This is a genomic window from Brachybacterium sillae (genome assembly GCF_025028335.1).
In the GTDB taxonomy this organism is placed as follows: domain Bacteria; phylum Actinomycetota; class Actinomycetes; order Actinomycetales; family Dermabacteraceae; genus Brachybacterium; species Brachybacterium sillae.
Window position 1 is genome coordinate 1,196,481 of the sequence record NZ_JAFEUW010000001.1, and the last position, 22,517, is coordinate 1,218,997.

Here is a 22,517-nt window from a genome sequence, read left to right on the forward strand (position 1 = left end):
GCCCGGCCGGGGCGCTCAGCGATCGCGATCGCTGAGGCTCCACTCCCGCGACTGCGCGAGGCTGTCGGGCACGGCCCGCGAGCCGGCGCTCGTCCCGCGGCGTCGGCGCCGGGGACTCTCCGCGCGCACCCCCAGGTCCGGCAGTGTGCCGGGGTCGTGCGCGGATACCGACGCGGGCCCCGGAAGGGTCCCGGCCGATCCGGGAGCGGTCGACGCACCTGCCTCGAACGGGGAGGAGGACCACGGCCCCTGCTGCTCCCCCACCAGCGCCGCCAGATACGGGTCCGGGTCCCCGGTGAGCAGACGCCGGTGCGCCTCCGCGCGGACGGACGGGTCCCGCGCGACGTCGCGGCGGGTGCCGTGCTCGGGAGCGATCCGACGCCAGGGCACCGGTCGGGGGATCAGCGTGGTGACGGGCCCCTGGAGCACGGGCCGGGGGTCATGCCGCACGGTGCTGCGACCCGACTCCCCCGCCAGGGGTGACAGCACCAGCACGGTGAGGGCCGCGGTGATGGCCCCCACCACCCCTACCCGTCCCGCGGGCAGATGCGCCAGCACCAGCAGGATCGTTCCGACCGCCGGGACGCCGCCGCAGATCAGGCTGACGAGCAGCGCGAAACGCTGCAGGTGCTCCGGGGAGTCCGGCGCCACCATTCGACGGGCGAGGAGCGGGGCCACGGCCCACGCGGTGAGGGTCGCGGCCAGGAGCAGACCGAGCCCGGCCCACGTGAACCACGGCATGCCGGTGGAGACCGTCCGCGTGAGCGGCAGGTCCCCGAGACGAATGATCACGATGACCATGTCCGCCACCCCGAGCACCAGCCACATCAGCACCGCCGCGGTGAGGCCCACCCGGGGCAGCGCCTGCCCGACCGTGGCCGTGAGAGCGCGTCGGGCCACCTGGCGCGGTGCGCCGATCGCGGTGACCTCCCGGGTATCCGGCATGGCCACGGCGGCGAGGGCGCGGTCGCGCTGCGCGGAGGTGTCCTGGTGCTGGTCCGGGCTCGTGCGACCCGGTGGCGGCAGTGAGAGCAGGGTGTCGGCACGCAGCATCTGCCGCAGCCACGCCCAGGCGACGGCGAGGACGAGGATCATCAGCCCTAGCGCATGCAGGGCCCCGTAGCTGAGGTCCCGCCACGGCAGACGCACCTGGGTCGCGACCAGGAGCAACAGCACCCCGAGGGCTGCGACCGGTGGCAGGAGCCACGGCGCCGCGGCGCGGCGGGTGGCGACCTCCCGGAAACCGGCCTCGGTGGGATGGGCCGGTGGTTCGAGGGCGGCGAGGGACCGCGCCGCCCAGGGCAGCAGGGCGAAGGAGACGAGCACGCCGAGCAGCGGGACCAGCACGGTCCCCAGCCCGACGCTGCGCAACGGCACACCGGCGCTGCGGGCGGTCATCCCGAGGGTGTTCTCCCCCGTCGCAGTGACCAGCAGGGAGAGCACCCACATGGACGGGCCGCTGCCAAGAACGAACAGCAGCCACAGGGTCGCCCACACTCCGGCGACGAGCACAGCGGGCCCGAGACTGCGGCGCCCGAGCCTCGTGAGGATCTCCCGGCGGGAGTCGAGCAGATACTCATGCGGCAGCACGACCGGGGGCAGACCCGGCGGATGTGCTGCCGATGGGCCGGTGCGCCCTGCCGGGGTGGTCATCGGCTGTCCCTCACACGGAGCGGCGCCCCGCGAAGGCGCGACTGAGGGTCATCTCGTCGGCGTAGTCGAGGTCGCCGCCGACCGGCAGACCGGAGGCGAGCCGCGTGACCGTCAGCTCCATGGGCGCCAGCAGGCGCGAGAGGTACGCGGCGGTGGCCTCCCCCTCGATGTTCGGGTCCAGGGCGAGGATCACCTCCCGGGTCTCCCCGCTGCCGAGACGGGCCATGAGCTCCCGGATGCGCAGATCGTTGGGGCCGACACCGCCGATGGGGTCGATGGCGCCGCCGAGCACGTGATACCGGCCGCGGAACTCGCGCAGACGTTCGATCGCGACGATGTCCTTCGACTCCTCGACCACGCAGATCATCTCGTCGCTGCGGCGCGGGTCGGTGCAGATGCGGCAGCGTTCCTCGGCGGAGACGTTCCCGCAGATCTCGCAGAAGCGCACCGTGTCCTTCACCGTGACGAGAACGTCGGCCAGGCGGCGGACCTGCTCGACGTCGGCGTCGAGGAGGTGGAACGCGATGCGCTGCGCCGACTTCGGCCCGATGCCGGGAAGCCGGCCGAGCTCATCGATCAGGTCCTGGACGATGCCTTCGTACACGCGCTCCACTGTAGTGAGGGGGCCCGACATCCGAGGGCGGTGACCGGGGAACCGGCCACCGGGGATGGGTCCGAGCGGGTCTGAGAGGATGCGAGGGAGGCGTCCGGGGCGGGACCACCGCGGCGGTGGCCCAGCGGGCGCGGGAGGAGGCGGTGATGACCACGAGCGACGGGCTGGCTCTGCACCGGGCGGAACAGCCGCTACACACGGTGGAGATCCGGGAGGTGCCGGAGGTGCCGACCGTGGCGGTGTGCGTGCGGGACTGGCGCACCGCCGACATGGGCCACCTGATGGACACCGTGTTCTCGCAGCTGCCGCAGGCTCTGGCGCACCACGGTCTGGAGCCGGCGGGCCCCGCCTACGCGCTGTACCACCGGATGCCGGTGGCGACGGCGGACATCGAGGTGGGGTTCCCTGTCGCGGCCCCGGCGCAGGTGCGTCTGGAGCTCGACGACGACATGGTGGCCACCCCCTCCCGGCTGCCGGGCGGGCGGGTCGCGGTGATCAGCCATGTCGGCCCGTACCAGGGCCTGGCGGAGGCGTGGGGGGCGTTCATCGCGGCCGTGGGTGAGCGCGGTGAGCGCGGGGCTCTGCCGTTCTGGGAGTTCTACGTCACGGAGCCCACGCCGGATCTGGACCCGGCCGAGGTGCGCACGGACCTGGTGACGCTGCTGGCCTGAGCCTCAGCGCGCGGTGCGGCGCGGTTCCTCCCCCGGCTGCTCGGTGATCACCTCGAGTACGGTGCCGCCGAGCAGGCGCTCGATCACCTCGCGGCCGCTGCGGCGGGAGATCGGGTCGGCATCGGCGTCGTCGCGGGAGGCCCCACCGGTGGGGTCCGCCTCCTCGGACCCGGGGGCGGCCGCACGCCCGCCGGTCGGGGTGTGCCCCGGGCTCGCGGCGCCTGTGCCGCGGCGACCGGTGGCCCCTCCCGCCGGGCCGGGGCGCCCGGTGGTGGACCCCGGTCCAGCACTGTGCAGGGCCGCCCGGACCAGGCTCGGCCCGCTGGGGTGCTCGTCGGTCACCGGGGAGGCTGGCGGTGCCGACCGGTCATCGATGGGGTCGTCCCGCCGGGCTGCGGGGGCCTGCTCCCCGTGGGGAAGCGAGGCCGTCGGCCAGTCCGCATCGGCGTGCACGGGGGGCGGCTCCGATGAGGTCGCGGGAGCCGACGTCGGGGTCTCCCCCTCATCCGCAGGGGCTGCGCCCGGCGACCCGGGCGTGCCGGTGACACGACGGGGGCGCACCACCCGTCCGGTCTCCAGGGCACGGCGCAGCGCCGCCTGACCGTGTGTGCGCGGCTCCCCCTCCGGCACGGTGTCCCGAGGGACCTCGTCCGCGATCTCGGGCTCGTCGGTGCGGGCGGGGTGCTCCAGCGTCTCGTCAGCGGCATCACCGGCCTGTGAGGCGTCGCCCTGTGGCCCGGTGGCAGGCTCCGCGGGCGGGCTGGCGGGGGTATCGGTGCTGGCCGCAGCGCCGACGGGCTCGCCGGGGTGGTCCAGAGGGTCGGGCGGGTAGGGGTCGTCGTCAGGCTCCGGCGGCCAGTCGTCACCGGGCGGCGGCCCGGATACCCGGGCGGGGGCACCGGCCCCGACGGGGGCGGAGTCCTCCCGGCCGGCGGCGCGCGGACCGCTCCCCCGATCGGCCGGTCCGTTCCCCGGGCCGTCCTGCGGACGGTCACCGGGGCCGGGGCTGCGCACGGGCGCCGTGGCCTGCGGTGAGCGGCCCGATCCGCTCTGGGTCGGCGCAGGGGGCCGGCGGGGCCCGCCTCCATCGGCGCCGCCGCCGGTGCCGCCGCCGGTGCCGCCACCGGAGGGGCCCTCGTCCCCGACCTGCGCGTCGATCCGCAGGGTGTGGCGGGTGACGCGGCGGACGGCGTCGGCGAGGTTGTCGGCGGTGGTGCCACGGTGGAACGCCGCAACCAAACCCTGGGTGCGGAAACCGAGCACCAGCACATCGCCGCGCACCGCGACCGGGTGGGCGTTCTGCGAGACCAGCGCCCATGCGGGGCGGCGGATCTCGTGCAGTTCGTCGACGATGGCCGACCAGTGCCCGAGGATCTCCTCGAGCGTGACACCGCCCGCGCCCGGCTCATCCGCGGGGGCGTCGGCGGGGGTCGGGGACTCGGACCGCTGCTCACCGTCGTGCTCGGGGCGTCCTGCCGCACCCCGCCCACCGGGCGCGGCGACCGGGCCCCAGCCGTCATCGGCGGCGTCCTGTGATCCGGGGCCCTCCTCCCGACGGTTCGGGGTCGCCTCCGCCGCCGCGGGCTGCGCGGGTGCGGTCTGCCCGGGCGACGAATGCTCCGGTCCCTGGGTCTCGGGGCCCGTCGGGCGCGGGGCCTGGGTCTCGGGGCCCGTCGGGCGCGGGGCCTGGGTCTCGGTGGGCCACCCGTCGCCGGAGTCCCCGACCGGGGTCGAGGAACGCGGGCGGGTCTCCTCGGTCAGCGACCCGCCACCGGCCGGGGGCGTCCCCGGTCGCACCGGGGCGCCGCGCCCCTCCCGCTCGCGGCGGGCGATCTCGGCCTGTTCACGGGCGATGCGTCGCATCTGCTCCCGGCCGCTCTCCCCACCCGCGGAGGCATCACCCGCCCCGGGGACGGGGGCACCCCCGGCGGCGTCGCGTCGGGCCGTGGGCACCGCGCCGCTGCCACTCCCGCCGGATCCCGCGCCACCGGCGGGGCTGTGGGCGCTGCCGGCGGGGGCCGCAGCGAGATCGTCGCGCAGCACCAGGCGGGCGGCCAGGAGCTCGAGATGCAGGCGGGGTGAGGTGGCGCCGGTCATCGAGGTGAGCGCCTCATGCACCAGGTCACCGCAGCGGGAGAGATCAGGAGCGGCGAAGCGCTCGGCCTGCGCCTGCACCTGCTGCAGTTCATCGGCGGGCATCTGCGGCAGCAGGTCGGCGCCGCGGTCGGGAACGGCCGCCAGCACGACCAGGTCCCGCAACCGCTCCAGCAGGTCCTCGACGAAGCGGCGGGGTTCCTGACCGGAGGCGATGACCTCCTCCACCGCCCCGTACAGACCCTCGGCGTCCCGGTCGGCGATCGCGTCGACGGCGCGGGCCAGCAGAGCGGTGTCGGTGAAACCGAGCAGGCCGATGGCGGTGGCGTGGTCCAGACCGTGCTCATCGGACCCGGCGATCAGCTGGTCCAGCACGGAGAGGGTGTCGCGGGCAGAACCCCCGCCCGCACGGACCACCAGCGGCAGAACCCCCTCCCCCACCTGCACGCCCTCCGCAGAACACACCTGCTCCAGATAGGGGGTGAGGATCTGCGGCGGGATCAGCCGGAACGGGTAGTGGTGGGTGCGGGAGCGGATGGTGCCGATGACCTTGTCCGGCTCGGTGGTCGCGAAGATGAACTTCACGTGCTCCGGCGGTTCCTCCACCAGCTTCAACAGGGCGTTGAACCCGGCCGAGGTGACCATGTGGGCCTCGTCGATGATGAACACCTTGAAGCGGTCACGGGCCGGAGCGAAGCTCGCCCGTTCACGCAGTTCGCGCGCATCGTCCACACCGCCGTGGCTGGCGGCGTCGATCTCCACCACGTCCAGGCTGCCGGCGCCGTCGCGGGAGAGATCACGGCAGGAATCGCAGTGGCCGCAGGGGGTGTCGGTGGGCCCCTCGGCACAGTTCAGGCAGCGCGCGAGGATGCGGGCGCTGGTGGTCTTGCCGCAGCCGCGGGGGCCGGAGAACAGGTACGCATGCCCCACCCGGCCGGTGCGCAGGGCGCGCATCAGCGGCACCGTGACATGGTCCTGGCCGATCACATCGGCGAAGGACTCCGGGCGGTAGCGACGGTACAGAGCGGTGGCCACCCGCCCAGGCTAGTGGGTGGGCCCGACAGTCGAGATCCGGTGGTGGACGGCGACCTCCGCGGGCAGCCCCGTGGCACGAGCAGCCGATGGTCGAGGCAATCGCCGCCCGAAGGAGGAGGACCCCGCCGCACCCTGGACGTTTGACTGGAGAGATGACGAGGGAGGCGACGGAGTTCAGCGGCCGGGTCGGGAACCGGGACTACCAGGTGGCTGTGGAGTTCACCCGGGCCCGGGTGGATCCGCAGCTGCTGGCGATCGACGGGGTGGGCGTCGCGATCCCCCGCTCCGGGGGCGGGTGGGTGATGCTCGGGGAGGACCGGCGCCTCCGCACCGCCGGCCTGCTCCCCTGGGGCCGTGAGGTCACCGTGCAGCATCGCTCCTCCGGGGAGTGGGTGGATCGCGAGGTGATCCGCTTGCGCACCTCTCTGCTGCGGCGAGGGGCGGGGGAGGTCGATGTGCGCTCCGCCGGTGACCTGCAGTGGCACCCGCTGGCTCCGGCCGCCGGCAGTCGTGCGGACCGATGGGAGCTGCATCGAGCCGAGCACATTCCCCGGGCCGCCCTGGTGGCCGGGGTCGGCACGTCCGCGAAGTACTTGGTGCCGCTGCTGGGCATCCCCGCTCTGATCGACCGGATCACCCAGCCCGCGCAGGATCGCGCCGCCGAGGCGGCCCGTCCGGTGGCCGACACCCTGGCCGCGCTGCTGGAGCCCGTCGGCCGGATCATCGGCGCCGTGCTGGGGTTCCTGTTCGGGTGGATCCCGCCGCTGCTGGGATGGATCCCGGACGTGGACCTGCCCGACTGGGTGGGTGCGTTGCTGATCCCGATGCTGGTGGTGCTGTTCTCGGCCCTCGGCGAGCACGGGCGTCTGCGTCGCCGCGCGAGGCTGTTGGAGGCACAGAGGGCACGGCGCGACCGGACCTGAACGGGCCACGGCCCGCTGCCGGGGGCAGCGGGCCGTGGACGCCAAGGCGGCGGGGGCCGCGCTCAGGGGTGCGAGGGGTCAGACCGCGACGGAGCCGTCGGCCGGGCCGTCGACATCGCGACGGTGGGTGCCGGCGGTGGCACCGTCCCGGGCCAGGCCGAGCTCGTCGGCGCGCTGCTCCCAGAAGTCGGCGTTGCGGATGCCGAGGCGGCGCGGGTCGAACTGCGGATCCAGACCCGCCTTCTTCTGCTCACGGTAGTCCTTCAGGGCCTTCCAGGCGGGCACCTGCAGGATGAGGATCGCGACGATGTTCAGCCACGCCATGGCACCCACGCCCACGTCACCGAAGGCCCAGGCGGGTCCGGTCTCGGTGGAGGTGCCACCGCGCCACACGGCGGCGACGACCAGCAGGCGCAGGAGCCACTTCAGGGCGGTGCGGACACCGGCGTTGTGGATCCAGCGCGACAGGTACACCAGGTTCACCTCGGCCATGTAGTAGTACCCGACCACGGTGGTGAAGGCGAAGAAGAACAGGGCGACGGCCACGAAGGATGCACCGAAGCCCGGCAGCAGGGTGTCGATCGCGGCCTGGGTGTACCCCGGGCCCACCTTCACCGTGTCGGCAAGGCCGCCGGAACCCTCAGCGAGGACCGGGGTGTCCTCGGCGCCGCCGGAGAACACGCGGTACATGCCCGTGGAGAGGATCATGAAGGCGGTCGCGGAGCAGACGAACAGGGTGTCGATGTACACCGCGAACGCCTGCGCGAAGCCCTGCTTGGCCGGGTGGGACACCTCAGCGGCGGCCGCGGAGTGCGGGCCGGTGCCCTGACCGGCCTCGTTAGAGTACAGGCCGCGCTTCACACCCCACATCACCGCGGTGCCGAGCAGGCCGCCGAAGACGGCGTCGGCGCCGAAGGCGGAGCGGAAGATCAGGGAGAACACCGGCACGATCTGGTCGAAGTTCACCGCGAAGATGACCAGCGCCAGGAGGATGTAGACGATCGCCATCACCGGCACGACCAGGGAGGCGAAGTTCGCGATGGACTTCAGGCCGCCGATGATCACGACCAGCAGCACGGCCAGGGTGACGGCGGTGGGGATCCACAGCGGCAGGCCCCAGACGCCCTCGATGGAGGTGGAGATGCCGTTGGCCTGCACGCCCGGCAGGAAGAAGCTCAGCGCCAGGATCGAGACGACCGCGAAGGCGATGGCGTAGACGAGGGAGGGGACGCGCGCCTTGTGGGCGTAGGCCTTCTCGATGTAGTAGGCCGGGCCACCGCGGTACTCACCGGTGTCGCGGTCGCGCTCCTTGTAGATCTGTCCGAGGGTGCACTCGATGAAGGAGGTGGCGGCACCGAGGAAGGCCATGGCCCACATCCAGAAGATGGCGCCCGGGCCACCGAAGGCGATGGCCGTGGCCACACCCGCGATGTTGCCGGTGCCCACGCGTCCCGCGAGGGACATCATGAGCGACTGGAACGAGGAGACGCCGTCCGCCGACTTCTCGCCGTTCTTCAGCTGGCTGAGCATGTCGGGGATGTTCACGACCTGCAGCAGCTTGGAGCGGATCGTGAAGTACAGGCCGGCACCCAGGCAGAGCACGATGAAGGGCGTGCCCTGGATGTTGGATGCGAGCCAGCCGATGATGTCGTTCATCTGGACTCCTGAGGAGAGGGAGAGGGCCGGGCCCGACGGACCGTGACCGCGACTCTGCGGCGACGGGGAGGGATCCCCGGCACGCGTCGACCACCTGCTGATCGACGCGGTCACGCTACGGGACGGGCACCACTGTGACCAGAACGTCCCCCACCTCGTGTCCGGGATACCGGGCGTGTTGCGCAACTGTGACCCTCGCTGCGGGACCTCTGGCCCAGCCGCGGGGTGCGGAGGGTGAGAAAGAGGTCGGTCGGGCACTTTCCGCGGCGCAGGCCCGGACAGGAGAGGCCTTCGGGAGGGCGCGGGCGCCGGACGAGCGCACAGCCGGGTCGTTGACCGGCTGCGGGCATGCGACGACCCCCCGTGCACCTGCCAGAGCCCGCCTGCCCTTGCTGCCGTCAAGCCCTGGGGGAGTTCAGCGAGGTGACACCGCACGAGGGGTCGCGCACCACGATAACGGAGCGGGCCGGGTCGCGCACCCGCGGACCCGCCCCGACGTGATCGGCGGCTCAGCCGATACGGATGTCGTTGCCGGGGCCCAGAGGCAGCCCCAGGAAGAAGAACACCGCCAGGAGGAGCGTCCATACCAGCCAGAACGGCACCACGAACGGCAGCATCCGGGCCATCAGGGTGCCGAAACCGGCGGCCGGCTCGTAGCGCCGCAACATCCCCAGCAGCACGATCATGTACGGGTTCATGGGGGTGATCACCTGGGTGGCGGAGTCGCCGACACGGAACGCGGCCTGCGTGAACGCCGGTTCGTAACCGAGCAGGGCGAACATCGGCACGAAGACGGCGGCCATGATCGTCCACATCGACGAGCCCGAGATGATGAACAGGTTGAGCACGCTCGCCAGCAGGATGAACGCAAGCACCGCCGCGAACCCGGTCAGGCCGATGCTCTGGAGGAACTCCGCGCCGGTGACGGCGATCCAGGCGCCGATGCCCGTCCAGGTGAACAGGGCGATGAACTGGCCCAGGATGAACGCCAACAGGATGAAGGGGAGCATCTCCTTCAGCGCCTCCAGCATCATGCGGGCGGCGTCGGTGACCGACCGCACCGTGCCGGTGACCATCCCGTAGACCACGCCGACCACGACGAAGTACGCGAACACCAGGAAGGTAATCGACGACAGCAGCGGCGACTTCGGCAGGAAGCCGCCCTCCTCGTTGCGCCACGGGGACCCCGCCGGAAGCACCGCCACCAGCACCAGAGCGGTCAGCGCCACGGCGGCGAGGGTGGCCAGCACCATCCCGCGGCGCTCGACCGGGGTGAGCGACGCCTGCATCGTCTCGACGTCGGTGCCACCGGCGGAGGCGGTGGCGTCCGGATCCTCCACCTCGTCGACCGGAACCCCCTGGCGCACCAGACGGGGCTCGATCACCCGATCGATGATCAGGCCCGCGAGCAGACCCAGCAGCACCGCCGAGACGATGTTGAACCACCAGTTCGACACCGGGGTCACCGGTGCCGCCTCGAGGTTCGGAAGAGAGCTCATCACGGAGGTGGTGATGCCGGCGAAGAGCGCATCCAGGCTGGTCGGCAGCACGTTCGTGGAGAACCCGGCACCTGCGGCGGCGAAGCCGCCCAGCAGTCCGGCCACGGGGTGACGCCCGGCAGCCTTGAACACCAGGGCCGCCAGCGGCGGGATCACCACGAAGGCGGAGTCGGCCATGATCGACCCGCTGACGCCCACCACGCCGATGACGTACGGCAGCAGCCAGCGCGGAGCGGCACCGAACAGGGAGCGGATGGCGGCGGCCAGCAGGCCCGAATGCTGCGCGATGCCGATCGCCAGCAGGATCGGCAGCACCGTGACCAGGGGCGGGAACCCGACGTAGTTCGCCCCGAGGTTGGTGGTGAGCCAGGTGAGGCCCTCTCCGGTGAACAGACCCTTGATGACGGTCGGTTCGTCATCCCCCGGCACCTGCACTACCACCCCGGCGAGCGCCATGGCGGTGGAGATGAGGCCGGTGAGGAGGAACAGGACGAGGAACAGGGTGAAGGGCTCGGGCAGCTTGTTGCCCAGCCGCTCGACACCGGTCAGGAAGCGGTCGCCGAGGCCGCGTGGGGCCGGGGCGGAGGGGACGGAGGTGCTCACGGGGACTCCTCGGGGATGGGCCGGGTGGGTGGCGTGGGTCGGGTGGCGTGGGTCGGGCGGAGAGGGCGGGGGCAGGGGTCAGTTGAAATAGCCGGGGACGTCGACGGGGCCGCCGGCGTCGGCGAACTCCTGCATGACGGCGCGTGCGAGCTCGGGGTCGTGCAGGGCATCGAGCGCCACGGCCGCGAGACCGTAGGCGCCGTCGGCAGCGGCCGAGCGGGCGAGCTCCCCGGTGGCGGCCTCGGCGAACTCCCGGGTGTGCAGGGCCGCCTCGGGGCCGGAGGTGCGGATCAGCGGGTGGATGCCGGGGATCCGGTAGCTGACGTTGCCGAAGTCCGTGGACGCGGCGAGGTGCTCGGAGACCGCGCCACGCGGCAGCGGGTCGCGCCCTCGGCGGCGCTGCGCCTCGACCCAGCGGCCGAGCAGGGCCCCATTCGTGCGCACAGGCAAAGAGGGCGGGTGCTCGTCCCAGTGCACCTCCACGGTGCACCCGGTCATGAGGGCCGCACCGCGGGCGACATCCTCCACCCGATGCGAGAGGTCCCGCAGGGTGGCGGGGGCGAGAGAGCGCACATACAGGTCCAGGCGGGCCAGGTCGGGGATGACGCTGGCACGATCCCCACCCTCACGGATGACGGCATGCAGGCGGTCCGTCGGGGGCATCTGCTGCCGCAGCAGCCCGAGACCCTGGTACATGAGGCTCGCGGCATCCAGGGCGTTGCGCCCCATGAACGGTTGCGCGCTGGCGTGGGCGGTGTGCCCGTGGAACTCGACGGTGAGGGTGCGGCGCCCGAGCCACGCCTGGTCGGCGAGGTCATACGGGTACGCGTGCGCCATCACGGCGAGGTCGATGTCACCGAAGGCACCCTCGCGAGCCATGAGCTCCTTGCCGGAGTGCCCCTCCTCCGCAGGGGTGCCGAGGAAGACCACCCGGCCCGGCACCGCATGCGGGTCCTCGCGGGCCAGCTCGGCCAGAGCGAGGAAACCCCCGACCCCCATCGCCGCGATGACGTTGTGACCGCAGCCGTGGCCGATGCCGGGCAGGGCGTCGTACTCCGCGAGGATCGCGGGCACCGGCGGAGTCCCGGTCGATCCTCCCGGCCGGTTCACGGACCCCGGGATCTCCGCACGCAGCGCTGTGTCCAGGCCGTGGGCGCCCCGCTGCACCTCGAGGCCGTGGGCAGTGAGCAGATCGGCGATGACGGCGGCCGACCGATGTTCCTCGAAGGCGGTCTCGGGATGTGCGGCGAGGTCGAGCATGAGGTCCACCAGCTCGGGTCGCAGCTCGTCGGCGATCTCCCCCAGGCGGCGGTGGAGATCCGCGCAGGCCCCGGTGAACGACGACCCCGGATGTCGCTGAGTCGCCACGGCGTCCGCCTGCGCGGCATCGAGCTCGTCGAGGTACGCGGTGGACGGGGCGGGCGGGATACGGCCGGGGTCGGCGTCGTCGGCGATCATTCCGCCACCCTAAGTGGAGGAAGCCCACAGTCCGGGACGCCGTCCCGGATCCCGGATGACGCGCTGCCCGTCCCAGCATGTGGCCATCACGGGCGTGGTCGGCACGCCCCGCATAGATTCTGCGCGATCGTCGCCCTACCGGGCCCCGGTGGCTGCGACGAGCGTCGGCCCCGCCGACACCCAGCCCCGCTGATGTCCCTGCGCATCACTCCTCCTCGGAAGGCCCCCGTATGAGCACCACCGACCGGACCACGGAGAGGGCCGACCGCGGCTCCTTCTCCGGACGCTCCGCCTTCATCTTCGCCGCCATCGGTTCCGCCGTCGGCCTCGGCAACATCTGGCGCTTCCCCGCCGTCGCTTACGAGAACGGCGGCGGCGCGTTCATGATCCCCTACCTGGTGGCGCTGCTGACCGCGGGCATCCCCCTGCTCTTCGTCGACTACGCCATCGGCCACCGCTGGCGGGCCTCCGCTCCGCTGGCTTGGCGGCGCCTGCGCCGCTGGTCGGAGGTCTTCGGCTGGTGGCAGGTGCTGATCTGCGTGATCATCGCCGCCTACTACGCCGTGATCATCGCCTGGGCCGTGAACTACGCGGTGCTGTCGATCGGGCAGCGTTGGGGAGAGGATCCGGAGGGGTACTTCTTCGGCTCCTTCACCCGCTCGTTGACCGGCGCCGACACCCACCTGGCCTTCGATTACACCTGGCCGATCCTGGTCTCGATCGCGCTGGTGTGGATCGCCACCACCCTGACCATGGTGCTGGGGGTGCAGAACGGCGTGGCCCGCACCTCGATGATCTTCATCCCCCTGCTGGTGGTGATGTTCCTGTTCCTCGTGGTGCGCGCCCTGTTCCTGCCGGGGGCCCTGACGGGCCTCGATGCCCTGTTCCGGCCGAACTGGTCGGCACTGGCGAACCCGGCGGTGTGGGTCGCCGCCTACGGGCAGATCTTCTTCTCGCTGTCGGTGGCCTTCGGCATCATGGTCACCTACGCCTCCTACCTGAAGAAGCGCACCGACCTGACCGGTTCCGGCCTGGTGGTGGGCTTCGCGAACTCCAGCTTCGAGCTGCTCGCCGGCATCGGCGTGTTCGCGGCGCTGGGCTTCATGGCCCAGGCCAACGGCGTGCAGGTCTCCGAGGTCGTGACCTCCGGCATCGGCCTGGCCTTCGTGGCCTTCCCGACGATCATCTCCCAGGCCCCCGGCGGTGCGCTGATCGGCGTGCTGTTCTTCGGCTCCCTGGTGCTGGCGGGCTTCACCTCCCTGGTGTCGATCGTCGAGGTGATCATCGCGGCGGTGCAGGACAAGTTCGGCCTGAGCCGCGTGGCCTCCAGCCTGCTGGTCATGGTCCCGCTGGGGCTGCTGTCCACCCTGCTGTTCCCGACCACCATGGGCCTGGCACTGCTCGACACCCTCGACGCCTTCGTCAACACCTACGGCATCGTGCTCGTGGCGCTGGTCTCCACCGTCGCGCTGGCCTGGCTGCTGCGGGCCCTGCCGACGCTGCGCGACCACCTGAACCACTCGGGCACGTTCCCGGTCGGCCGCGTGTGGATGCTGCTCACCTCCGTGGTGGCCCCGCTGGTGCTCGCCGTGACCCTGCTGTTCGCCACCCGCGACCTGCTGGTCGCGGACGAGCCCTACGGCGGCTATCCGGCGTGGTGGGTGGGCGTGTTCGGCTGGGGCATGGCCGCGGCGCTGATCGTGGTGGCGATCCTGTTGTCGCTGGTGCCGTGGTCGCACCGCTCGCATCTGGATCGCCTCGACTCCGAGGGCCACGAGATCGCCCCGGAGGCCCGGCCCGGCCACGGACTCGACGCCGTCGCCGCCGAGGGTGCCCACACCCCGCACGAGCTGCGCTGAGCATTCCCCCATCCCGGCGGCGCCCCGGCGCCGCACCCGTCCCCTCGAGGAGGACCCCATGTCCGCATCCGCCATCGCCATGCTGCTGATCGCGATCGCCACTCTGTGGGGTGGTCTCGCCGCCGCGATCGTGAACATCCTGCGGCACCCCGAACTGGAGGACTGACCCGGTTCGGCGGTCGCTTCGCGGGGCAGGCGCAACCTGTCCCGCGATGTGACCTCGGCCCCGGGGATTGGCCCGCTCCCGGGACCGTCGTCTACAGTGGGCATGCTCTTCGGAGCGCTGGAGGATTCGCCTAGCGGCCTATGGCGCACGCCTGGAACGCGTGTTGGGTTCACGCCCTCGGGGGTTCAAATCCCCCATCCTCCGCCGGCGTCACCAGACGCACACAGCGCCCCCGCCCGGGATCCGGGCGGGGGCGCTTCGTCGGGCCATGGCAAGATGCGGACTCAGGCGTCCGCGCCCGAGGAGGATCCGTATGGCAGGTGGCACCCCCAGCCGCTCCCCCATCACCAGCGGATCCATGCGCTCCGGGAATCTGGAGACCGTGCTCCGCCACCTGCACACCCCCGGTCGAAGGTCACGTGCCCGCTTGGCGCAGGAGACCGGTTTCTCCCGGTCGGCGATGTCCTCGATCATCGGTGAGCTCGTCCAGCGCGGACTGGTCCGCGAGGGGTCCGCCCAGCGCGACGGCACCGTGGGGCGCCCCGGCACCGACATCGAGGTGACGCCGGGCCGCGTCGCCGGTGTCGGCCTGGAGGTCAGTGCCGATCACCTGGCCCTGCTGGTCCTGGACCTGGCCGGTGAGGTGCTCATGAAGAAGCTGACGCCCCTCCCCCGGTCCGGAGCCGGCGAGGGCACCGAGGTGCTGCTCGATGCCATGGCAGCCCAGCTCCGTGAGGCCCTCGCTCTGCTGGACGAGCGTTCCATGCTCGCGTCCGGACTGCCCATCGCCCCACCCGGAGTGATCGATCCCCATGAGGGGACCGTCCTCCTCGCCCCGCACCTGGGGTGGACCGATGTGCCCCTGCGCCAGGAGCTCCGACGCCGTCTCGGACCGGGATGCCCGGCCATCGACCTCGAGAACGATGCGAAGCTGTCGGCGCTCGCCACGGCACCGCCCCACGTGGCCCACGGGGTGGGGGACCTGGTGTTCCTCACCGGGGACGTCGGCGTGGGTGCCGGGATCATCGCCGGTGGCGCCCTGGTGCGCGGATGGTCGGGTTTGCGGCACGCGGTGGCTCCGGGGCGCGCCGTCGTGCCCCCGGTGGGGGTTAGTCCCAGAGCTCGTCGACCTCATCCTTGTCGTCCGCTGACTTGGCTTGTGCTGCGGCGGCTTGCGCGTCTGCGACAGCGTTCAACGCCTGGGCGACCGCCTCGAACTGGTCCTGCAAGTCGCGCTCGGAGAACAGCCACTGTGGCAGCACCAGGCCCTGATGACGCTGGGCGTTGTCGTCGTGGACGTTGAAGCCGGCTGCCTTGAAGATCGTCGCCATGCTGTCGACGGGACTGCCGTACAGGAAGTGGAGGATCGCGGTCTGCACTTCACGCGCCGTGACCGGCGAGTAGGTGGGCTTTCGCTGGGGCCACTTGATCGCGTCTACACCACCATGAAGAACGGCGACCAGTTCGTCCGCTTTCAAACGCAGGTCCGCTCGCAGCTTCTTGACCCCGTCTCCGCCGAGGGCCTTGGTGACCTCAGGCTGGCTGTGGGCCGTCTTGCGCGCGAGCTCTTCGGCGCGAGCGGGCAACTCGGCGGCAATCGCGTGGAGGAGTTCCAGCTCGATCGTCCGTGCGTGATCGCGCGCGGAGGTCAGCTCTTCTTCGGCGCGGTGCAGCACCGCCCGCGTCTCTTCGCTCATGACCGGGACCCTAGGGCGGCTCACCGACACAGATCGAGGCCATGCGGCGCACCGTTTTCTTGAAAGACCTGCTTGCCACGTCGTCTTGATGAGGTAGTATGGAGGCATGACAGACGATGTACTCCCCCGCCTCATCCCTACGGGTACGTGCTGGTGCGGCTGCGGCCGTCAGGTCGGCCTGGGCTCGTTCTTCGCCCAAGGCCACGACAAGGTGGCCGAGGGTGCGCTCCTCGCCGCGCGCTACGGCGGCTCGGTGGCCCAACTGCTCCACGGGCACGGTTACGGGCCAGGCCACTCCGTCACGGCCGACGCGGTATCTCAGGGAGCATGGGAGAGGTGCCCCGGCCACCTGTGCGACTACGCCGGCACCCCGGCGAGCGTCCGCACGCATCAGCGCCACGCTGGCCACTGAGCCGCTGATGTGCCCTCCGGCTGCTCCGCAGGCCCCGTCCCCGGTCACCAGCAGGCGCATGAGCGCAATCCGACGTCGGGACACCCGTCCCGAGCTGGCGTTGCGCCGGGCACTGCACCGGAAGGGTCTTCGGTGCTTCGTGGACCGGGCACCCCTGCGGGAGTTTCCTCGTCGCCGCGCTGACGTCGTCTTTCCACAGACCCGCATCGCGGTCTTCGTCGACGGCTGCTTCTGGCACGGCTGCCCGGAGCACACCCGCCCGTCCCGGGCGAACGCTCGGTGGTGGACAGCAAAGCTCCAAGGGAACGTGGCGCGCGATCGGGAGACCGATGCGCGGCTCGTGGACGCCGGGTGGTGGGGGGTCCGCATCTGGGAGCACGAGCCCGTCGAGGAGGCGGCCTGCGGAGTGAGCCAAGCCCTCATCAAGCAGGTTGTTCAGAACGGCGTGAGGACTGCGGGCAAGAAGGGCACCTCAGTTTTTACACAGGGTAAAGGCGCGAACAGAATCCGCGTCATCGTCGACAACAAGACCGGCAACATTATCACCGTCACGAACGGGTGAAGAATGAGACTGACGTACGACCGTGACGCGGACGCCGCCTACCTGATGGTGGTCGACAGTATCGCTCCCGGTGAAGCTACACATCAGGTCGAGCTGACCCACGACGGAGACGTCGCAGGCCAGTTCATCTTGGACTTCGACACTGATGGGAAACTGCTCGGACTAGAAGTTCTCTTCGCCTCGGACGCATTACATGCGTCCGTCATCGCCGCTGCTGAACCAAAGTAAGCCGCGACGATCCCCGGGCACACGAAGCTCGCAGGGGTTCGTCAGTCATGCCTTAACGCTGTGGTGTGTTGAGCCTGAGGCCTCTGCTCGCATAAACCATGGGGTTGCGAGCCCGCGAGCGCCCGGCGTGGTGGGGGAAAATTGGCTCATCGCAGATGAGGGTGTAGGCGTGGTCTGAACCCGCCGGCCTCGAGTAGGGACCGGGCGATGTAGTGACTCAGGTTGCGGAACCCGAGGGCGGAGCCGCGCAGGTGTTCGAGGCGGCCGTTGATCGCCTCTGTCGGCCCGTTGCTGGTGCCGGGGCGGTCGAAGTAGGCCAGCACGTCCGCGGCCCGCTTCTTGAGCGTGCGCCCCAGCGAGGTCAGTTCCGTGAGCGCCGTGGGTACGCCCGTGGCGAGGGTGGCGATGACCTGGCTCATCAGGCCGCGCCCGGTGGCGCGGTCGGGGTGCCGGTAGGCGGCGACCATGCGTTGGTAGATGCCCCAGGTCGCCTCGACCGGCGCGTGCTGGTCGTCGGCGAACAGCGTCTCGATCCTCTTTCTCTGCTTGGCGGTGAGCAGCTCGGCCCCGGTGTGCAGGGTGCGTCTGGCCTTGTAGAGCGGGCCCCTGGCTCGTCCGCGGCGACCGTGCAGGTCCTGCTGGACCCGGCGACGACACCGGTCCAGCGCATCGCCGGCCAGGCGCACCACGTGGAACGGGTCCATGACCGCGACCGCGTCGGGGATCTCTTCGGCGGCAGCGGTCTTGAACCCGGTGAACCCGTCCATCGCGACCACCTCGATCCGGTCCTTCCATTCCTCGGGCCGCGCGTCGAGCCAGGTCTTGAAGACCTGCTTGGAGCGGCCGGAGACCATGTCGAGCAGCCGGGCCGGGCCGGTGCCGTCCCGGATCGGGGTGAGGTCGATGATGACGGTGACGTACCTGTCGCCCGAGCGGGTGTGTCGCCAGGCGTGCTCGTCCACGCCGATCACGGCCACGCCGTCGAAGCGCGCGGGGTCGTCGATCAGCACCCGCCGTCCTTCTTCCAGGACGGCGTCGTTCGCGGTGTGCCACGCCACCGCCAGAGCCTCGACGATTCGGGCGACCGTCAGATGCTGGACGACCAGTCCCGTCAGTGCCCAGCGGACCGCCGATCGCGACAGCTTCGCCCCCGGCTCAGCCGCTGCGGTGGTCTCCTGGCGCCACACGTGCCCGCAGCCCGAGCAGCGGTAGCGACGCACCCTGATCAGCAGCGTCGTGGGGCGCCAGCCGAATGGCTCGTGCGCCAGGCGCCGGACCACCGTGCCGCACCCGACGCCCTCGGCGCCACAACGGCGGCACCACTGGTCCGGCTCCACGACTCGGCAGGCGATCACGGCACGATCGGGCTCCAGGCGCTGCCCGACAGCGACGAGGCCGAGCTCGTCCAGGCGCGTGAAGGTGGTCAGGTCCGGGCAAGCGAAGGTAGCGTCAGGCACGTCGAGGTCTTCCAGATGAGGCGGGTAGGAACCTTCATCATCGGAAGGCCTCGACCCTTACCCGGACACCAACGCGCCGACCGGTCCCGCCACCACGCCTACACCCTCATCTGCGATGAGCCTCATATCCTGCTGGCCAGCGCCGCGAGAACCGCAGCGTGAATACCCGCCACAGCAGACCCATTCACCACGAACCACGAAGAGCCTCCTTGCGTGCCGCTTCGGCGATGGACATCTCGCCGGCCAGCACGCTCAGCACTATCCGGGTCTTCTTCTCCGCCGGAATCGAGGGTGGTCTACCCATGTCTGACTCTACTTCAGGACCTACATAACGGCCCTGCCACTAAGTCTGACGCGCGACAATGCTCGGCAGGTGTCCGAAGTCGGCTGCACAAACGATCGTTATTGGGATGCGCCGTTCGCGCCGGCGAGGAGTTGATGACGTGCGAGGTCGCGGTAGAGGTGACTGCTGTTCAGGAGTTCGGTGTGGGTGCCGGTGGCGGTGACGCGGCCGGCGTCGAGGACGATGATCTGGTCGGCATCGGCCACGGTGGCCAGCCGGTGGGCCACGATCAGCACGGTTCGCCCGACGGCAGCCGAGCGGATGGCCTGGTGCATGGCGCGCTCGTTGCGTCCGTCGAGACTCGCGGTTGGCTCGTCGAGCAGGAGCAGCGGGGCGTCACCGATCAGTGCGCGGGCGATCGCTAGGCGTTGGCGTTCCCCGCCGGACAGGCCCACGCCGTCGTCTCCGACCACGGCGTTCAAGCCGTCGGGGTGCTGCTCGATGCGCTCCAGCAGGTTTACGCTCGCGAGGACTTGCCGGCAGCGAGCTTCATCCGTGGTCGGTGCGGCCAGGAGGAGGTTGTCTTTGATGGTGCCGGCCAGCACGGGGGCGTCTTGTTCGACGTAGCCGATCCGGGAGCGCAGGTCCGATCGGGGTAGGTCTCGGATGTCAGTCCCGTCGAGGCGGATGGTTCCGTGGTCGGGTTCGTAGAAGCGCTCGATGAGGGCCAGGAGTGTGGACTTGCCCGCACCCGATGGCCCGACGATCGCGGTGGTCGACCCGCGCGGGACGGCGTAGCTCACCTCGTTCAGCACGGGCTCGCCCTCCCGGTAGGCGAAGGAGACGCCGTCGAAGGTGACCATCGCCGGCAGGGCCGGCTCGATGGGCTTCTCAGCAGTAGACCGACGGCCCAACGCGGACTCACCGTCCTCCTCGGTCGGCAGGTCCAGGACCTCGTGGATGCGCGCCAGGGCACCCAGGGCGGAGCGCACGGTGATGACGGCGTTGAACGCGGTGCCCAGTGGCATGAGCATCATGAACAGGAAGAGGATGAAGGTCACCAGGTCGGCCACCGACAACGTGCCGGCGGCGACCCGGTAGCCGCCGATGCCCAGCACTGCGAGGAATGCGCCCTGCACGGCCAGCCCGCTGACCGGCCACAGCACGGCGCTGATGCGCACGATCCGCACTCCCAGGTCATAGGCGGCCTGTGCATCGGCGACGAGCGTGCCCTCCTCGCGTTCGGTGGCACCGGCGGCCCGGATGGTGCGCACTCCCGACAGTGCTCGCTCGACCCCGGCCGCGACTCGACCCAGGGCTTCCTGCGAGGCCAGGGTCAGGGCCTGGACGCGGGCGCTGACGGCCACCACGCTGACGACGGCGACCACGATCACAGCCAAGGTGATGCCCAGCAGGGTCAGGTCCAGCAACGCCATCGCCACCAGCGCCCCGACGAAGACCAACGCGCCGCTGAGGGCGTCGACCAGACCACCGGTCAGCGCCTCGCGGACCATGGTGGTGTCCGACCCGACACGAGACACCAGGTCGCCGGTGCGGCGGGCGTCGTACTCTCTGATCGGCAGCCGCAGCAGGCGTGCGAGCAGGCGGCGGCGTGCGCCGAATACCACGCCCTCGGCGGTGCGTCCCAGCAGGTACTGCTGGACGGCCTCCACCAGGCCCGCGCCCACGACGAGGCCGACCAGCACCGCGACCGCACCGGTGAGTGCTCGTCCCTCTCCCACGGCGGTGATGACCTGGTTGACCATCACCGGCTGCGCCAGGTTCAGCCCGGCACCCACCAACGAGATGACCAGCACGATCACCAGCACGCCGCGGTGCTCCCGCAGGTAAGAAAACAACTCACGCAGTCCCGCCTTGGGCGGTGCGGCAGTCTCGCTGTCAGTCACGGCTGAACCTTGTTCCGCCGTACTGTCCCGCGTCAAGTAGTTTGAAGCGCCTGGGTTTCGTTCCGAGGTCAGGACGCAACGGGCGCTACGTCTCGGTCGTGAGTGTAGGCTGCTTCGACCTCGGCGGGGGTGCGGTAGCCGAGGGCCTCATGCAGACGCTGCGTGTTCCACCAGTGCACCCACCCCATGGTGGCCAGCTCGACCGCCTGCACGGACACCGCGGACCGTGAGGGCCAGGTGGTCCTCGCCGACGGCACCACCGCCACGTCGCGGGTGACCTCCGTGTCGGGCACCCAGATCCCGACGGACCGCACCATCACCACCGACGGCCAGGTGGTCTACACCGGCGGGACGTACCTGCTGCCGTGGACCGACGGCGAACCGCGTCTGTACCACTGGAACCCTGACGGCGGGACCTCCACCTGGCACCTGACGGACCAGTGGGCCTCGCAGACCTCTCTGACCGCCTACCGCCTGACCGACACCGGTCGCGTGGATCCGGTGACGGTGCCCGTGGTCGATGGGGCCGTGACGCTCACGGCGGAGGCGGGGAGCGCGTACGTGCTCTACCCGACCTCCGAGCTGCCGACGCCCGTCGATCCCGAGTGGGGTCAGGAAACCGCGGTGAACAACCCCGGGTTCTTCTCCACCGACCTGAGCGGGTGGAACACGCACGGGAACGCCTCGGTGGAGATCACCGACCGCGGCAACGCCCAGGCGGTGCTCGGCGAGGGGAAGTCCTCCATCTCCCAGCAGCTGCGCGACCCGGAGAACCCGGCCGCGAATCTGCCCGCCGGCACCTACTCGGCATGGGCCTGGGTGGAGGTCGAGCCCGGTCAGACGCGGCGGGTGACCGTCACCGCCTCGGGCCCCGGCGCACGGGGCCTCGACGGCACCGGCAAACCGGTCAGCGCGAGCATCGACTCCTCGACGGCTCTGAACGCCACCGCCTCCGATGAGAAGCACCGCACGTACTTCCAGCGGGTGCGCGTGGTGTTCCGGTCCACCGGCAAGCCCGTCCACCTCACCATCGCCGCCGACAAGGGATCGGCCCCGGTGCGCGTGGACGACGTGCGCGTCGTCCCGTTCACGCCGGCCGATGATCCGGCTCCGACCGCCGGCACCATCCTGTTCGAGGACTTCGAGCATGTGGACACCGGATACGGCCCCTTCGTGACCGGGAGCGGCAACGCCGGCGGTGACGCCCGGACGCAGCTGGCGGAGCGGCATGAGCCGTACTCGCAGTCCGGGTGGTACGGGATCAACCAGAGCGGCGCCGTCGTCCCCGGCGGCAAGCTCACGGACAACGTTCTGCGCGGCGACTGGTCGCTGATGGCGAACGAGGAGAACAACGGACTGATCCTGCGGGCCACCTCCGCCACGCTGCCTCTGCAGCCGGGCCACCGGTACCGCCTCACGATGGATCATCAGACGGCGTTCGCGGACACCTACTCCGTCGTGATCGGCTCCGACACCGTCGCCGCTCCGCCGCAGGAACAGGAGCGCGAACGCATCCCCCTGCCGCAGGCCCGCGAGACCGAGCGCTTCACCCACGAGTTCGTGGTGCCCGCCGATGGGACCGTTCCCTGGATCGGGATCGTGAAGACCGGCGGCGGTCGCCAGGCCAACCTCACGATCGATGATCTCCGGGTGGAGGACCTCGGCCGGGTGCGGTGATCGGGAGGCTCGCCTCTGATCCCTGAGTGGAGCGGGGTCGGTTCCGGTGTCTGCCGGAACCGAC

Annotated in this window: 16 protein-coding genes, 1 tRNA gene, 1 other RNA gene and 2 pseudogenes; 9 read left to right on the forward strand and 11 right to left on the reverse strand. The window is 71.1% G+C overall.

What is annotated here, in order from left to right:
• Positions 1 to 15 precede the first annotated feature (15 nt).
• Positions 16 to 1,653: a hypothetical protein gene (locus JSY14_RS05530; protein ID WP_259557783.1), complete on the reverse strand. Its 1,638-nt coding sequence runs from the start codon at positions 1,651 to 1,653 to the stop codon at positions 16 to 18.
• 10 nt (positions 1,654 to 1,663) lie between these two features.
• Positions 1,664 to 2,257, reverse strand: coding sequence for a recombination mediator RecR (gene recR / locus JSY14_RS05535; protein ID WP_285892252.1), 594 nt, complete (start codon positions 2,255 to 2,257; stop codon positions 1,664 to 1,666).
• Positions 2,258 to 2,412: 155 nt separating this feature from the next.
• Between recR and JSY14_RS05540 the strand changes: the two genes are divergently transcribed.
• On the forward strand, positions 2,413 to 2,937 hold the full coding sequence (locus JSY14_RS05540) for a GyrI-like domain-containing protein (protein ID WP_259557785.1): 525 nt from the start codon (positions 2,413 to 2,415) through the stop codon (positions 2,935 to 2,937).
• Positions 2,938 to 2,940: 3 nt separating this feature from the next.
• Here JSY14_RS05540 and JSY14_RS05545 read toward each other — a convergent pair whose 3' ends face one another.
• Positions 2,941 to 6,066, reverse strand: a complete 3,126-nt coding sequence (locus tag JSY14_RS05545; RefSeq protein ID WP_259557787.1) for a DNA polymerase III subunit gamma and tau — start codon at positions 6,064 to 6,066, stop codon at positions 2,941 to 2,943.
• A gap of 152 nt (positions 6,067 to 6,218) precedes the next feature.
• On the opposite strand from JSY14_RS05545, the gene JSY14_RS05550 reads away from it, so the two are divergent.
• The gene (locus JSY14_RS05550) at positions 6,219 to 6,989 is read left to right on the forward strand and encodes a hypothetical protein (RefSeq protein WP_259557788.1); all 771 of its coding nucleotides are present in this window, start codon (positions 6,219 to 6,221) and stop codon (positions 6,987 to 6,989) included.
• Between the two features lie 78 nt (positions 6,990 to 7,067).
• Here the strand turns inward: JSY14_RS05550 and JSY14_RS05555 are convergent, their stop codons facing one another.
• From JSY14_RS05555 to JSY14_RS05570, 4 genes are all read right to left on the reverse strand, one after another.
• Entirely contained in the window at positions 7,068 to 8,645 is a 1,578-nt protein-coding gene (locus JSY14_RS05555; protein ID WP_259557789.1) for an alanine/glycine:cation symporter family protein, read from the reverse strand.
• A 349-nt stretch (positions 8,646 to 8,994) separates the two neighbouring features.
• Positions 8,995 to 9,091: signal recognition particle sRNA small type (gene ffs, locus JSY14_RS05560), an RNA gene on the reverse strand.
• A gap of 63 nt (positions 9,092 to 9,154) precedes the next feature.
• Positions 9,155 to 10,747: an AbgT family transporter gene (locus tag JSY14_RS05565; RefSeq protein ID WP_259557790.1), complete on the reverse strand. Its 1,593-nt coding sequence runs from the start codon at positions 10,745 to 10,747 to the stop codon at positions 9,155 to 9,157.
• A 78-nt stretch (positions 10,748 to 10,825) separates the two neighbouring features.
• Complete coding sequence (locus tag JSY14_RS05570) at positions 10,826 to 12,205, reverse strand: M20 family metallopeptidase (RefSeq protein ID WP_259557791.1); 1,380 nt, start codon at positions 12,203 to 12,205, stop codon at positions 10,826 to 10,828.
• 230 nt (positions 12,206 to 12,435) lie between these two features.
• On the opposite strand from JSY14_RS05570, the gene JSY14_RS05575 reads away from it, so the two are divergent.
• The 4 genes and pseudogenes from JSY14_RS05575 to JSY14_RS12520 form a co-directional block, all read left to right on the forward strand.
• Positions 12,436 to 14,064, forward strand: a complete 1,629-nt coding sequence (locus tag JSY14_RS05575) for a sodium-dependent transporter (RefSeq protein WP_259557792.1) — start codon at positions 12,436 to 12,438, stop codon at positions 14,062 to 14,064.
• Positions 14,065 to 14,122: 58 nt separating this feature from the next.
• The gene (locus JSY14_RS05580; RefSeq protein WP_259557793.1) at positions 14,123 to 14,230 is read left to right on the forward strand and encodes a methionine/alanine import family NSS transporter small subunit; all 108 of its coding nucleotides are present in this window, start codon (positions 14,123 to 14,125) and stop codon (positions 14,228 to 14,230) included.
• 119 nt (positions 14,231 to 14,349) lie between these two features.
• Positions 14,350 to 14,434 (forward strand) — tRNA-Ser (locus tag JSY14_RS05585).
• Between the two features lie 154 nt (positions 14,435 to 14,588).
• Positions 14,589 to 15,233, forward strand: a pseudogene (locus JSY14_RS12520) (ROK family transcriptional regulator); the annotation flags it as partial.
• A gap of 106 nt (positions 15,234 to 15,339) precedes the next feature.
• Here the strand turns inward: JSY14_RS12520 and JSY14_RS05595 are convergent.
• Positions 15,340 to 15,927 (reverse strand): hypothetical protein, encoded by a 588-nt coding sequence (locus tag JSY14_RS05595; protein ID WP_259557795.1) that lies wholly within the window; start codon positions 15,925 to 15,927, stop codon positions 15,340 to 15,342.
• A gap of 470 nt (positions 15,928 to 16,397) precedes the next feature.
• On the opposite strand from JSY14_RS05595, the gene JSY14_RS05600 reads away from it, so the two are divergent.
• Entirely contained in the window at positions 16,398 to 16,901 is a 504-nt protein-coding gene (locus tag JSY14_RS05600) for a very short patch repair endonuclease (RefSeq protein WP_259557796.1), read from the forward strand.
• 3 nt (positions 16,902 to 16,904) lie between these two features.
• A complete protein-coding gene (locus tag JSY14_RS05605) occupies positions 16,905 to 17,129 on the forward strand; it encodes a DUF2283 domain-containing protein (RefSeq protein WP_259557797.1) in 225 nt (74 codons plus the stop codon).
• A 146-nt stretch (positions 17,130 to 17,275) separates the two neighbouring features.
• On the opposite strand, the gene JSY14_RS05610 is transcribed toward JSY14_RS05605, so the two are convergent.
• The 3 genes and pseudogenes from JSY14_RS05610 to JSY14_RS05620 form a co-directional block, all read right to left on the reverse strand.
• A complete protein-coding gene (locus tag JSY14_RS05610) occupies positions 17,276 to 18,586 on the reverse strand; it encodes an ISL3 family transposase (RefSeq protein ID WP_259557798.1) in 1,311 nt (436 codons plus the stop codon).
• Positions 18,587 to 18,988: 402 nt separating this feature from the next.
• Positions 18,989 to 20,776, reverse strand: a complete 1,788-nt coding sequence (locus JSY14_RS05615) for an ABC transporter ATP-binding protein (RefSeq protein WP_259557799.1) — start codon at positions 20,774 to 20,776, stop codon at positions 18,989 to 18,991.
• A 68-nt stretch (positions 20,777 to 20,844) separates the two neighbouring features.
• Positions 20,845 to 21,009: pseudogene (locus JSY14_RS05620) on the reverse strand (integrase core domain-containing protein); the annotation flags it as partial.
• On the opposite strand from JSY14_RS05620, the gene JSY14_RS05625 reads away from it, so the two are divergent.
• Positions 20,963 to 22,453 carry a glycoside hydrolase family 101 beta sandwich domain-containing protein gene (locus tag JSY14_RS05625; RefSeq protein ID WP_259557800.1) on the forward strand — a complete coding sequence of 497 codons (1,491 nt, stop codon included), beginning with the start codon at positions 20,963 to 20,965 and terminating at the stop codon, positions 22,451 to 22,453. The pseudogene JSY14_RS05620 and the gene JSY14_RS05625 overlap by 47 nt on opposite strands.
• Positions 22,454 to 22,517 lie beyond the last annotated feature (64 nt).

Coding starts and splice junctions, on each gene's coding strand:
- JSY14_RS05530 (WP_259557783.1), bottom strand. CDS start 1,653: ATGACCACCCCGGCAGGGCGCACCGGCCCATCGGCAGCACATCCGCCG.
- JSY14_RS05540 (WP_259557785.1), top strand. CDS start 2,413: ATGACCACGAGCGACGGGCTGGCTCTGCACCGGGCGGAACAGCCGCTA.
- JSY14_RS05550 (WP_259557788.1), top strand. CDS start 6,219: ATGACGAGGGAGGCGACGGAGTTCAGCGGCCGGGTCGGGAACCGGGAC.
- JSY14_RS05555 (WP_259557789.1), bottom strand. CDS start 8,645: ATGAACGACATCATCGGCTGGCTCGCATCCAACATCCAGGGCACGCCC.
- JSY14_RS05570 (WP_259557791.1), bottom strand. CDS start 12,205: ATGATCGCCGACGACGCCGACCCCGGCCGTATCCCGCCCGCCCCGTCC.
- JSY14_RS05575 (WP_259557792.1), top strand. CDS start 12,436: ATGAGCACCACCGACCGGACCACGGAGAGGGCCGACCGCGGCTCCTTC.
- JSY14_RS05580 (WP_259557793.1), top strand. CDS start 14,123: ATGTCCGCATCCGCCATCGCCATGCTGCTGATCGCGATCGCCACTCTG.
- JSY14_RS05595 (WP_259557795.1), bottom strand. CDS start 15,927: ATGAGCGAAGAGACGCGGGCGGTGCTGCACCGCGCCGAAGAAGAGCTG.
- JSY14_RS05600 (WP_259557796.1), top strand. CDS start 16,398: ATGAGCGCAATCCGACGTCGGGACACCCGTCCCGAGCTGGCGTTGCGC.
- JSY14_RS05605 (WP_259557797.1), top strand. CDS start 16,905: ATGAGACTGACGTACGACCGTGACGCGGACGCCGCCTACCTGATGGTG.
- JSY14_RS05625 (WP_259557800.1), top strand. CDS start 20,963: ATGGTGGCCAGCTCGACCGCCTGCACGGACACCGCGGACCGTGAGGGC.